At 70.6% G+C, this 12,112-nt stretch carries 9 protein-coding genes and 2 pseudogenes; 2 read left to right on the top strand and 9 right to left on the bottom strand.

What is annotated here, in order from left to right; translation table 11 throughout:
• Positions 1-27: 27 nt before the first annotated feature.
• The 6 genes from G412_RS0132635 to G412_RS0132610 form a co-directional block, all read right to left on the bottom strand.
• Positions 28-678, bottom strand: coding sequence for an MBL fold metallo-hydrolase (locus G412_RS0132635; RefSeq protein WP_028815713.1), 651 nt, complete (start codon positions 676-678; stop codon positions 28-30).
• The gene (locus G412_RS0132630; protein ID WP_028815712.1) at positions 675-1,763 is read right to left on the bottom strand and encodes an S-(hydroxymethyl)mycothiol dehydrogenase; all 1,089 of its coding nucleotides are present in this window, start codon (positions 1,761-1,763) and stop codon (positions 675-677) included. Before G412_RS0132630 ends, G412_RS0132635 begins: the two co-directional genes overlap by 4 nt.
• 58 nt (positions 1,764-1,821) lie before the next feature.
• Positions 1,822-3,492 carry an amidohydrolase gene (locus G412_RS0132625; RefSeq protein WP_051338752.1) on the bottom strand — a complete coding sequence of 557 codons (1,671 nt, stop codon included), beginning with the start codon at positions 3,490-3,492 and terminating at the stop codon, positions 1,822-1,824.
• An 894-nt stretch (positions 3,493-4,386) separates the two neighbouring features.
• Positions 4,387-5,847: an amino acid permease gene (locus G412_RS0132620; protein WP_028815710.1), complete on the bottom strand. Its 1,461-nt coding sequence runs from the start codon at positions 5,845-5,847 to the stop codon at positions 4,387-4,389.
• The gene (locus tag G412_RS0132615) at positions 5,844-6,578 is read right to left on the bottom strand and encodes a FadR/GntR family transcriptional regulator (protein ID WP_028815709.1); all 735 of its coding nucleotides are present in this window, start codon (positions 6,576-6,578) and stop codon (positions 5,844-5,846) included. Before G412_RS0132615 ends, G412_RS0132620 begins: the two co-directional genes overlap by 4 nt.
• 99 nt (positions 6,579-6,677) lie before the next feature.
• Positions 6,678-7,379, bottom strand: a complete 702-nt coding sequence (locus G412_RS0132610; RefSeq protein ID WP_028815708.1) for a FadR/GntR family transcriptional regulator — start codon at positions 7,377-7,379, stop codon at positions 6,678-6,680.
• Positions 7,380-7,514: 135 nt separating this feature from the next.
• Between G412_RS0132610 and G412_RS0132605 the strand changes: the two genes are divergently transcribed.
• Together G412_RS0132605 and G412_RS0132600 are read left to right on the top strand one after the other, a co-directional pair.
• Positions 7,515-8,039, top strand: coding sequence for a gluconokinase (locus G412_RS0132605; RefSeq protein WP_028815707.1), 525 nt, complete (start codon positions 7,515-7,517; stop codon positions 8,037-8,039).
• Between the two features lie 6 nt (positions 8,040-8,045).
• Entirely contained in the window at positions 8,046-9,458 is a 1,413-nt protein-coding gene (locus G412_RS0132600; RefSeq protein ID WP_028815706.1) for a GntP family permease, read from the top strand.
• Here G412_RS0132600 and G412_RS37045 read toward each other — a convergent pair.
• The 3 genes and pseudogenes from G412_RS37045 to G412_RS0132585 form a co-directional block, all read right to left on the bottom strand.
• A pseudogene (locus G412_RS37045) lies at positions 9,444-9,955 on the bottom strand (cytochrome b/b6 domain-containing protein). The gene G412_RS0132600 and the pseudogene G412_RS37045 overlap by 15 nt on opposite strands.
• Positions 9,939-10,394, bottom strand: a pseudogene (locus G412_RS37040) (molybdopterin-dependent oxidoreductase). Before G412_RS37040 ends, G412_RS37045 begins: the two co-directional pseudogenes overlap by 17 nt.
• A 132-nt stretch (positions 10,395-10,526) precedes the next feature.
• A complete protein-coding gene (locus G412_RS0132585) occupies positions 10,527-12,077 on the bottom strand; it encodes an APC family permease (RefSeq protein ID WP_028815705.1) in 1,551 nt (516 codons plus the stop codon).
• Positions 12,078-12,112 lie beyond the last annotated feature (35 nt).

Raw genomic sequence — 12,112 nt, 5'->3', positions numbered from 1 at the left:
CAGTCGAACTGGGGGTTCTTCTGTTTTTCAGTGCCCTCTGGTGATCCACTCCTGGAGGTGCGGAGCCTCGGCGCCGATCGTGGTGCCTTCGCCGTGGCCGGTTCTTACCCCGGTCTCCGGCGGCAGGGTGAGCAGCCGGTCGCGGATCGAGCCGACGATCGTCGGGAAGTCCGAGAAGGAGCGTCCGGTGGCGCCGGGGCCGCCCTGGAAGAGGGTGTCGCCGGTGAAGACGGTGGTCAGCTCCGGGGCGTACAGGCAGATCGCGCCGGGCGCGTGGCCGGGGGTGTGCAGGACGGTCAGCGTGGTGCCGGCGACGGTGAGGGCCTGGCCGTCGGTGAGCTCGCCGTCGGGGGCGCGGTCCGGGTGGGTCTGCTTCCACAGGGGCAGGTCGCCGGGGTGGAGGAGGATCGGTGCGCCCGTGGCCTCGGCGAGGGCCGGGGCGGCGTCGATGTGGTCGTTGTGGGCGTGCGTGCAGACGATGGCGCGCAGCGTACGGCCGCCGAGTGCGGCGGCGATGGCTTCGGCGTCGTGGGCCGCGTCGATGACGATGGCCTCGGTGTCGTCGCCGACGATCCAGACGTTGTTGTCGACGTCCCAGGTGCCGCCGTCGAGGGAGAAGGTGCCCGAGGTGACGAGGTGGTCGATGCGTGCGGGTGAGGGTGCGGATGCGGCCGTCATGAGAACTCCACCACCGAGCGCAGTACGTCGCCCTCGTGCATGCGCGCGAAGGCCTTCTCGATGTCGCCGAGGCCGATGGTCTCGGTGACGAAGGCGGCGAGGTCGATGCGGCCCTGCTGGTGCAGGTCGATCAGCATCGGGAAGTCGCGGGAGGGCAGGCAGTCGCCGTACCAGGAGGACTTGAGGGCGCCGCCCCGGCCGAAGACGTCGATGAGCGGCAGGTCGAGCCGCATGTCGGGGGTGGGGACGCCGACGAGGACGACGGTGCCGGCCAGGTCGCGGGCGTAGAAGGCCTGCTTGTACGTCTCCGGGCGGCCCACCGCCTCGATGACGACGTCGGCGCCGTGTCCGCCGGTGAGCTCGCGGATGGCTTCGACGGGGTCGGTGGAGCGGGAGTTGACGGTGTGGGTGGCGCCCATGGTGCGGGCGGTCTCCAGCTTCCGGTCGTCGATGTCGACGGCGATGATCTTCGCCGCGCCCGCGAGCCTGGCGCCGACGACCGCCGCGTCCCCGACGCCGCCGCAGCCGATGACGGCGACCGAGTCGCCCCGGCCGACCTGGCCGGTGTTGAGGGCGGCGCCGATGCCCGCCATGACGCCGCAGCCGAGCAGGCCCGCGACGGCGGGTGAGACGGACGGGTCGACCTTGGTGCACTGGCCGGCCGCGACCAGGGTCTTCTCCGCGAACGCTCCGATGCCGAGTGCCGGGGACAGTTCGGTGCCGTCGAGCAGGGTCATCTTCTGCTGCGCGTTGTGGGTGTCGAAGCAGTACTGGGGGCGACCGCGCAGGCAGGACCGGCAGCGGCCGCACACCGCGCGCCAGTTGAGGATGACGAAGTCGCCGGGGGTGACCTCGGTGACGTCCTCACCGACGGACTCGACGATGCCCGCCGCCTCGTGGCCGAGGAGGAAGGGGTAGTCGTCGTTGATGCCGCCCTGCTTGTAGTGCAGGTCGGTGTGGCAGACGCCGCACGCCTGGATCTTCACGACGGCCTCGCCGGGCCCCGGGTCGGGGACGAGGACGGTCTCGACCCGCACCGGCTCGTTCTTTCCCGGTGCGACGACCCCTTGGACCTGTTGTGTCATACGTCAACTTCCTTCCTCGTGCGACGAGTACGGGCACCGCATCCGCACCGTACTCGCTCTACAGACCGGCGTCGTAGACCTGCTGTCCGCCCACGTAGGTACGGGCCACGCGGGTCGCGGCGATCTCCTCGGGGGGCGCGGCGTACGGGTCGCGGTCCAGGACCACCAGGTCGGCCAGGGCTCCGGCGCGGACGCTGCCGGTGTCGTCGAGGTGGTTCACGTGGGCGGAGCCCGCCGTGTAGGCGGCGAGTGCGGCGGTCAGACTGATGCGCTGTTCCGGGAGGAAGACGGGGCCCGTGCCGCCGGGCTCGACGCGGTTGACCGCGGTGTGGATGCCGTGCAGCGGCTCGGGGCTGCTGACCGGCCAGTCGCTGCCCGCCGCCAGCGTGGCGCCGGAGCGCAGCAGCGCGGCGAAGGGGTACTGGTGGCCGGCTCGCTCCGGCCCCAGGAAGGGGATGGTCAGCTCGTCCATCTGCGGTTCGTGCGCGGCCCACAGGGGCTGGATGTTGGCGGTGGCGCCGAGTTGGCGGAAGCGGCCGATGTCGTCGGGGTGGACGACTTGCAGGTGGGCGAGGTGGGGGCGGGTGTCGCGCCATCCGTTGGCGGCGCGGGCCGCCTCGACGGCGTCCAGTGCCTCGCGTACGGCGCGGTCGCCGAGGGCGTGGAAGTGGGCCTGGAAGCCGAGGGCGTCCAGTTCGGTGACGTACCGGCGCAGGTCGGTGGGGTCGATGAAGCTGGTGCCGCGGTTGGCGGTGGGGCAGCCGCAGCCGTCCAGGTAGGGGGTGAGGAGGGCGGCGGTGCCCGTCTCGGCGACTCCGTCCACCATGATCTTCACCGAACCGGCGCGGAACCGGCCGTCGCTCAACTCCTCGCGCCGTGCGACGAGTTCGGGTATCTGTTCGGCGCCTCGCTCGCGGTCCCACCACAGGGCGCCGGTGACGCGTGCGGTGAGTGAGCCGTCGCGGGCGGCGGCGGTGTAGGCGTCGGCGGGGTCGTCCATCGCGCCGAAGGTGCCGACGATGGCGTCCTGCCAGGCGGTGATGCCGTACGAGTGGAGCAGTCGCTGGGCGTGGAGCAGGGCGGCGAGCCGGCCGGCGGGCGTGGAGGGCGGGGTGAGGCGGGCGACCAGGTCCATGGCGCCCTCCTGGAGGAGGCCGGTGGGCTCACCGTGGGCGTCCCGTTCGATACGGCCGTCAGCCGGGTCGGGGGTGGCGCGGTCGATGCCGGCGAGGCTCAGGGCGCGGCTGTTGGCCCAGGCGCCGTGGTGGTCGCGGTTGGGGAGGTAGACGGGGCGGTCGGGGACGACGGCGTCGAGCAGGTCCTTGGTGGGGGCGCCGCCTTCGAAGGCCTCCATGGACCAGCCGCCGCCGGTGATCCACTCCTCTTCGGGGCGGGCCTCGGCGTACGCCCGTACCGCGTCCACTGTCTCCGCTGCCGTGCGGGCGGCCGTCAGGTCGCACTGGGCCAGTTCGAGGGCGGCCGATACGGGGTGGATGTGTGCGTCCTGGAAGCCGGGGACGAGGAGTTTCCCGGCGAGGTCGACCACTTCGGTCCTGGGCCCGATGAGATCGCGTACCTCGTCGTGGCCGACGGCGGTGACGCGCTCGCCCGTGACGGCGACGGTGGTGGCGCGGCTGCGGGCGGCGTCCAGGGTGAGGACGGGGCCGCCGGTGAAGACCAGGTCGGCGGGGGTGCGGGGGGTGTGCGGCGTATGCGGTGTGTGCGGCATGTGCGGCTCCGTTCGGTGGGCCACGAGTGATCATCGAACTCTCCTCTCCGGGGTCTCCACAGGTCAACGGTGTTGTCGTAAGGGCCGCGCATGGGTGGGCGAGTGGTGGCGGAGGGGGCGCGTCGGCCCGCACATCGCCGCCAGCGCGTGCTGGTGGCGGCGGGGCGGTTCTTTCCCCTACCCGCCCCTTCCCGTAACCGGGGCTCCGCCCCAGCCCCCGGTCCTCAAACGCCGGACGGGCTGGATGCGGGGGCGGGGGGCGGCCGGCAGACACGGCCGACGCGGCGCGGACGCCCGCCCCGGCACGGCTGGCGCGGGCGGCGCGGTGCGGCCAGCACGGCTGGCGCGGACGGTGCGGCGCGAACCCCCGGTACGGCACGGCACGGCACCGGACGGTTGGCGCGGCGGCGCCGTGCAGCCAGCACGCTGGCGCGGACGGTGCGGCACGCACGCCCGGCACCGCACCCCCGGCACGGTTGGCGCGTGCGGCGCGGTGCGGCCAGCACGGCTGGCGCGGACGGTGCCGGCACAGGCGGCACGCACGGTCCGCCCGGCAAGGGCTGCGCGGGTGGCCCGGCGCGGACGCCCGGCACGGCATGCGACATCGCATGGCTGGCGCGGCACGGCTGGCGGGCGCCGGCGCGAGAGGGCGTGGGGGCGGGCGGGGCCGGGGGCGCGGGGCTGGGGGGATGGCTCAGGGTGGGGGTGTAGGTGGGGTGTCGGCGCGGCTCTGGGTTAGCCGCGCCGACAGGGCGGCCGTCTGGCGGGGAACAAGCCCGTCCGGCGTTTGAGGACACGCCCGGAGGGCGTCCGGAGCGCGTCCGGGGGGGCGTCCGGAGGCCAGGGCTGCCCCCCGGTTCGGGGGGGAGTGGGGGGCAGGTCCGCAGGGCGGGCTTACGCGGTCTTGCGTTCTGCCGCTATCGCGGCTACCCGCTTGCGGACCACGAACCAGCCGCCCACCAGCGCCGCCGCGATCAGCGGGAGGCACATCACGGTCGTACGGCCGACTCCGCCGCCCCACCACATCAGGACGACCACGCTGGCGAGGAAGAAGAGGGTGACGAGCTGGGTGTAGGGGGCCCACGGGAGACGGTACGACGGGCGCGTGACCCGGCCGTCCTTCGCGCGGTGCCAGAACAGCAGCGAGCAGAGCATGATCATGCCCCAGGTGCCGAGGATGCCGATCGACGCGAAGTTCAGGACGATCTCGAAGGCCTCGCCGGGCATCACGTAGTTCAGGCCTACGCCCAGGACACCGAAGCCCGCCGTGAGGAGGATGCCGCCGTACGGGACCTGGCCCTTGTTCATCCGGCCGGTGAACTTCGGCGCGGAGCCCGACAGGGCCATCGAGCGCAGAATCCGGCCGGTGGAGTACAGGCCCGAGTTGAGGCTGGACAGGGCCGCCGTCAGGACCACCAGGTTCATGACGTCCGCGGCGCCCGCGACGCCGAGCTTGTTCATGACGGTGACGAAGGGGCTCTCGTCGCCGGAGTACGCCGTGTACGGGAGCAGCAGCGCCAGGAGGATGACCGAGCCGACGTAGAAGATGCCCACGCGCCACATGATCGAGTTGATCGCCTTCGGCATGATCTTCTCGGGGTTCTTGGTCTCGCCCGCGGCGACGCCGCACAGCTCCACCGAGGCGTACGCGAAGACGACACCCTGGATGACGAGGAGCATCGGCAGCATCCCGACCGGGAAGAGGCCGCCGCCGTCGCTGATCATGGAGAAGCCGGGGGTGTGGCCGTCGAGCTGGTGCTGGGTGGCGACCAGGTAGATGCCGATGGCCATGAAGACGACCAGGGCGGCGACCTTGACGATGGCGAACCAGAACTCCATCTCGCCGAAGTACTTCACCGAGATGAGGTTCGCGGTGAGGACGACGGCGAGGGCGATCAGGGCCAGAACCCACTGGGGTACGTCGCTGAACATCGCCCAGAAGTGGGCGTAGGTCGCGGCGGCTGTGATGTCGGCCACAGCGGTGGTCGACCAGTTGAGGAAGTACAGCCAGCCGGCGGCGAAGGCGCCCTTCTCGCCCATGAATTCACGGGCGTAGGAGACGAACGCTCCGGAGGAGGGGCGGTAGAGGACCAGTTCGCCGAGCGCGCGCACGACGAAGAAGGCGAAGACGCCGCAGATGGCGTACGCGATGGCCAGGGAAGGACCCGCTCCGGCCATGCGGCCGCCGGCGCCCAGGAACAGGCCGGTGCCTATCGCCCCGCCGATCGCGATCATGTTGATGTGGCGGGACTTCAGGTCTTTGCTGTAACCCTCGTCACCCGCGTCGACATGTGGGGATGTCGATACGGGATCGGCGGGACCGGCGGGGGCCGCAGGGAGGATGCGGTCGCTCATGCTGTTTCTTCGCCTTCATTTGGGGGGTGTGCGGTACCGGGCCGCACGATCGTGTTGAGAGTGATTTCGACGAGTTCGAGGTGCGCGGCCATGGCCTGCACCGCCGCTCCCTCGGAGCCGCCGACGATCGCCTCTACAAGTGCCCGGTGCTCGAGGTCCGACTGGCGTCGTCGGTCCCCGAGTTGGTTCAGGAAGGTGGACTGCCGGGCAAGGGCGTCCCTGATCTCTTCGATGATCTTGTGGAAGACAGGGTTGCCGGACGCCTGGGCGATGGAAATGTGGAAGAGCGTGTCCAGTGCCACCCAGGCGGCGGGGTCGGTCTCCTGCTCCATCTTCCCGATCAGGTGGGTCAGCAGGTCTACGTCGTCCTGCGTTCGCCGCACAGCAGCGTAACCCGCCACGGGGATCTCGACGTGCCGTCGCACTTCGAGCAGGTCCCGGGCGGAGTACGCGCCGAAGATCGGGTTCTGGTCCGGTCCACTGGCCGCGACGTACGTACCCTTGCCGGCCCGCGACACCGTGAGGCCGAGCGCCTGGAGCGCGCGCAGGGCCTCGCGTACTACGGAGCGGCTGACCTCGAAGCGCTTTCCGAGCTCGGCCTCCGTGGGGAGTTTCTCACCGATGGCGAGTTCACCCCGCTCTATGGCGTCCCGGAGGTGGGTGAGGACGGCTTCCATCGCGCTGATGCGCCGGGGTGCGCCGCCACCTGTCCGGCTGTCTGACAAGACCATGCGGAGAATGCTCGGAGGTCGGACATACAAGCGTCAAGAGTGTTCAGCAAGTTGATTTAAAGCGAACAAAAGGATAAGGGGATGGACAATGTGGGTGCTTTACGGGGCGAGTACGTCGAGCTCCTGGAGGGCGCCGACGGCGATCTCGCGAGTCAGCCGCTCCGCCCGCGGCGCGTCGCCTTCCCTTACGGCTTCCGCGACTTGGACGTGCAGGGTGACGGCCGCCGGGTCCGGATCCTCGAACATCACCTGGTGCCTCGTGCGTCCGCTGAGGACCTCGGCCACCACATCACCGAGCCGGGCGAACATCTCGTTGCCTGATGCACGCAGTACGACGCGGTGGAACGCGATGTCGTGCACGAGGTACGCGTCGAGCTGCCGGCCCCGCGAGGTCGCGACCATCCAGAGCGCCTCCTTGGTGAGCGCCGCACACTGCTCCGGGGTCGCGAACCGCGCGGCGAGCCCGGCCGCCACCGGCTCCACGGCGGAGCGCAGGACAGTCAGGGAACGCAGTTGGCGGGGGCGGTCGGCGCCGGCCAGCCGCCACCGGATCACCTGCGGGTCGTAGACATTCCATTCCTCGGTGGGGCGTACGGTCACGCCCACCCGGCGGCGGGACTCCACGAGGTGCATCGACTCCAGGACCCGGACCGCCTCCCGGACGACCGTGCGCGATACGTCGAAGCGCTGGGCGAGCTCGTCCGTACGCAACACGCTGCCGGGCGGATATTCACCGGCTGTGATCGCGGGACCGAGGCTTTCCAGCAGCTGGGCGTGCAGCCCCCGGGCCTGGTTGGTCATGGGCTCAGCGTACGGGGCGGCCCGCACGGGCAAAAAGTACGACGTTTATGTCACAGGCTCTTGAATACGTCGTACCTAATGGGTTTCAGTAGCGCGACGGACCGATGTCGATGAAGACGGCGAGGCACTCCACTCATGAACAGCCCCCACGTCGTCGTGGTGATGGGTGTTGCAGGGACCGGCAAGACCACCATCGGTCCCCTGCTCGCCGGCCGGCTCGGCGTCCCGTACGCCGAGGGCGACGACTTCCACCCCCCGGCCAACATCGCCAAGATGTCGGCCGGAACCCCGCTGGACGACGCGGACCGGTGGCCCTGGCTCGACGCGATCGGCGCGTGGGCCCACAGCCGGGCCGGGCTCGGTGGGGTCGTGAGCAGCTCGGCGCTCAAGCGGGTCTACCGCGACCGGCTGCGCGCGGCGGCCCCCGACGCCGTGTTCCTGCACCTCACGGGCGACCGGGAGCTGATCGAGGAGCGGATGCGGGAGCGCAGGGGCCACTTCATGCCGACCGCGCTGCTCGATTCGCAGTACGCCGCCCTGCAGCCGCTCCAGGAGGACGAGGCGGGCGTGTCCGTGGACGTCTCGGGGTCTCCGGAGGACATCACCGAACGAGCCGTCGCGGCCCTGCGCCGGCTCGACAGCCAAGACTTCAGAAAGTAGAGAACCGTGACCAGTCTCAGCGTCGAGATGCTGGCAGCGGGCGCCGTCGAGCCGATCACCTCGGCCGGCAACGGCCGGCTGGGGATATCAGTCCTCGCCGGCATTGCCGTCATCGTCCTGCTCATCACGAAGTTCAAGCTCCACGCCTTCCTCGCGCTGACCATCGGGTCGCTGGCGCTCGGGGCGTTCGCGGGCGCCCCGCTCGACAAGGCCATCACCAGCTTCTCGACCGGCCTGGGCAATACGGTCGCGGGCGTAGGCGTGCTGATCGCGCTCGGCGCGATCCTCGGCAAGCTGCTGGCCGACTCCGGCGGCGCGGACCAGATCGTCGACACGATCCTCGCGAAGGCGAGCGGCCGTGCGATGCCGTGGGCGATGGTGCTGATCGCCAGCATCATCGGCCTGCCGCTGTTCTTCGAGGTCGGCATCGTGCTGCTGATCCCGGTGGTGCTGCTCGTCGCCAAGCGCGGCAACTACTCGCTGATGCGGATCGGCATCCCGGCGCTGGCGGGCCTGTCCGTGATGCACGGGCTGATCCCGCCGCACCCCGGTCCGCTGGTCGCCATCGACGCGATCGGCGCCAACCTGGGCGTCACGCTGGGGCTCGGTGTGCTCGTCGCGATCCCGACCGTGATCATCGCGGGGCCGCTCTTCTCGAAGTACGCCGTCCGCTGGGTCGACATCCCGGCGCCCGAGAAGATGCTGGGTTCATTGGAGGGGGCTCAGCGTCCGTCCGAGGACCTGGAGCGCCGTCCCGGCTTCGGCGCGACCGTCGCCACCGTGCTGCTGCCGGTCGTGCTGATGCTGGCCAAGGCGCTCGTGGACATCGTCGTCAACGACCCGGACAACACGGTCCAGCGCGTGACGGACGTCGTCGGCTCACCGCTGATCGCGCTGCTCGCCGCCGTACTGGTGGGACTCTTCACGCTGGGGCGTGCCGCCGGGTTCACCAGGGAGCGGCTGTCGTCGACCGTCGAGAAGTCGCTCGCCCCGATCGCGGGCGTGCTGATGATCGTCGGTGCGGGCGGTGGCTTCAAGCAGACGCTCATCGACGTGGGTGTCGGCCAGATGATCCTGGACTTCTCCGAGGACTGGGCGATCCCGACACTGTTGCTCGCCTGGCTGATCGCTGTGGCCATCCGGCTCGCGACGGGCTCGGCGACCGTGGCGACCATCTCGGCGGCCGGTCTGGTCGCCCCGCTCGCCGCCGACATGCCGGCGTCGCACGCGGCGCTGCTGGTCCTCGCGGTGGGCGCGGGCTCGCTCTTCTTCAGCCATGTCAACGACGCGGGGTTCTGGCTGGTGAAGGAGTACTTCGGCATGGACGTCGGCCAGACGATCAAGACCTGGTCGGTGATGGAGACGATCATCTCGGTGGTCTCGCTGGGCTTCGTCCTGCTGTTGTCACTCGTCCTTTAGGTCGAGAGAATTTCTCGATTCCTCCGCCCACAGCGGGTGTTCCAGCTCCGCCCATTCGCGGTCGACAGTCCCGGTGCGCATGCCGCGCCGGGACTCCGGCCGCATCAGGGCCATGGCGATGTGCCCGGCGATCACGAGGCCCATGGCGAGGGCGAGCCAGTCGTGGACGAAGGTGGCGCTCGTACGCCAGACCAGTGGGGCCAGGTTCGTGAACCACATCAGCAGCACGGTGCCGAGCATCACCAGCACCGCGCCCGCGATCCACGCCGCGTAGAGCTTCTGGCCGGCGTTGAACTTCCCCGCCGGGCGCGACGCGTGGCTCATGTCGCGCCGCAGCGCGGCCCGCAGCCACTGCCGGTCGTGCGGCCCGAACCGGTTGAGCCTGCCCAGGTCGCGGCGACGCACAGCAGGGTCAGGCCGGCGGTGGCGCGGTGGACCCAGCGCTGGGAGCGGCTGAAGCGGCGTACGCGGGCGGGGAGTTCAGACCGTGGGAGCATCGTCGCGTCCGTTCGAACGGCCGACCCACGCGTCGACGTCATAGCCGCGCTCCTCCCAGTAGCCGGGCCGTACCTCGGGGGTGACCGTGATGCCGGAGAGCCATTTCGCCGAGCCGCACGGGGCCGCCGTGCGCGTGGGTGAGGGGCTTGTCCTGCATGCGCAGAGCGACCAATACGTCTTCGCGGCGGGCCTGCTGGAGGGTGAGGCTCTCGCTGTACGTACCGTCGAAGCAGGTGAAGCGGATGGCCTTGGCCGACGGTTTCACCTCTGCGGCGGACAGCAGCCGTGACAGTTGTACGCCATCGAACGGTGTGTCAGGGACCCGCCACCCCGTGACGCACTGGACGTCGCGCACGATGCGTGTCTGCTCCATCGCGCAGGTCGTCCGCTCTGGAGGTACGGCGCGGTGGCCAGGCCCGCGGCGCCGAGGCCCAGCATGCCGAGGACGACGCGGCGGCCGACGGGTGCGCCACCGCCGTCCGGGCCGGCCGGTGGTTGAGGAGTCACGGAACAATGCGGACACCCGTGGCCGCCAAGAGCCGGCGACCGCGGGTGTCCGTCAGACTTCCGTCAGAGTTCGGCTGCCTGCTTTTCCAGCTGGAAGGCCTCGTTCCCGAGGCCGATCCGGGCATGCACCTCGGGCTTCACCGAGCGCAGTACCGCGCCGTACACCAGGCCGCCGACGAGCGCGACGCCGATGATGCCCGGCAGGATCCAGCCCAGTGCTGAGCCGGGGCCCGCGCCCACCAGTACGCCGAAGTCCTTGACCGTGTAGAAGGCGATGACCAGGAGAGCGGCCCCGGCGATGCCCGACGCCGCGAGGCGTCCCGCCTGGGCGCGGCCGGCTCCGCGGCGTACGAAGAAGGCGATGACCGCGAACGACGCGGCCGCCATGAGCAGGATGACGCCGAGCGCGCCGACGCTGCCCATCCAGGTGAACAGGTGCAGCACGGGCACGGTCGGGTCGCCGGCCGGCTTGTCGTCGCTGAACGCGAAGGCCAGGACGATGGCGAGGGACACGGCGGACTGGAGCAGGGAGCCGGCTGCGGGCGCGCCGCTCGTCTTGTTCGTACGGCCGAAGGAGGCCGGCAGCAGACCCTCGCGGCCCATGGCGAACGCGTACCGCGCGACGACGTTGTGGAAGCTGAGCAGCGCGGCGAACATGCCGGTCACGAAGAGGATGTGGAGTACGTCGGTGAAGGTGGAGCCGAGCCGGCTCTCGGTGAGGGTGAAGAGGAGTCCGGGCCCCTGCTCCCCCGCCACCTTGACGATCTGGCCGGGCCCGGTGGCGATGCTGAGTGCCCAGGCGCTGAGGGCAAGGAAGAGCGCGGCGTACCCGACGGCGAGGAACATCACGCGCGAGACGACGATTTGCGGGCGACTGGTCTCCTCGGCGTACACCGGGGCCTGCTCGAAGCCGACGAAGGCGGCGATGCAGAAGCAGAGCGCGGTGCCGAGTCCGGCGCCGGTGAGGGTCTCGGGGTTGAACGCCTGGAGGGACAGGCCCTCCTTCGCCGGGTCCGCGATCGCGGCCACGTCGAAGATCACGACGAGCGCGCACTCGACGACCAGCAGGACGCCCAGGACCTTGGCGTTGAGGTCGATCTTGAGCCAGCCGAGCGCGCCGACGACCACGACGGCGACGAGGGCGGGAATCCACCAGGCGAGGGTGATGTCGAGGTAGGTGGCGAAGATTCCGGAGATCTCGAAGCCGAGGATGCCGTAGATGCCGACCTGCATGGCGCTGTACGCGACGAGGGCGACCAGGGAGGCTCCAGCGCCGGCGGTCGGGCCGAGGCCGCGGGCTATGTACGCGTAGAAGGCGCCGGCGTTGTGGACGTGCCGGCTCATCTCGGCGTAGCCGACGCTGAAGAGCATCAGGACCACGCCGAGGATGACGAAGAGGAGGGGCTGGCCGACGATGCCCATCACGCCGTATGTGGTGGGCATGACACCTGCGACGACCATGAGCGGGGCGCTCGCGGCCAGTACGGACAGCAGCAGTCCCGTCGTGCCGAGGCGGCCGGCTCGCAGGGCCCGCTCCTGGCCCTTGTACGTACGGATCTCGCTGGTGCCGGTGTCTCTTATTGTCTCGCTCGTGCTCGAACTGCCCGTCGACATGGCGGGGTCGTCCCTTCGCTTCGGAGAGGTGGCGT

The sequence above is a fragment of the Streptomyces flavidovirens DSM 40150 genome (genome assembly GCF_000429085.1).
GTDB classification, from domain to species: Bacteria; Actinomycetota; Actinomycetes; order Streptomycetales; family Streptomycetaceae; genus Streptomyces; species Streptomyces flavidovirens.
Note: the sequence above shows the minus strand (reverse complement) of the source record. Positions and strands in the feature narration are given on the sequence as shown.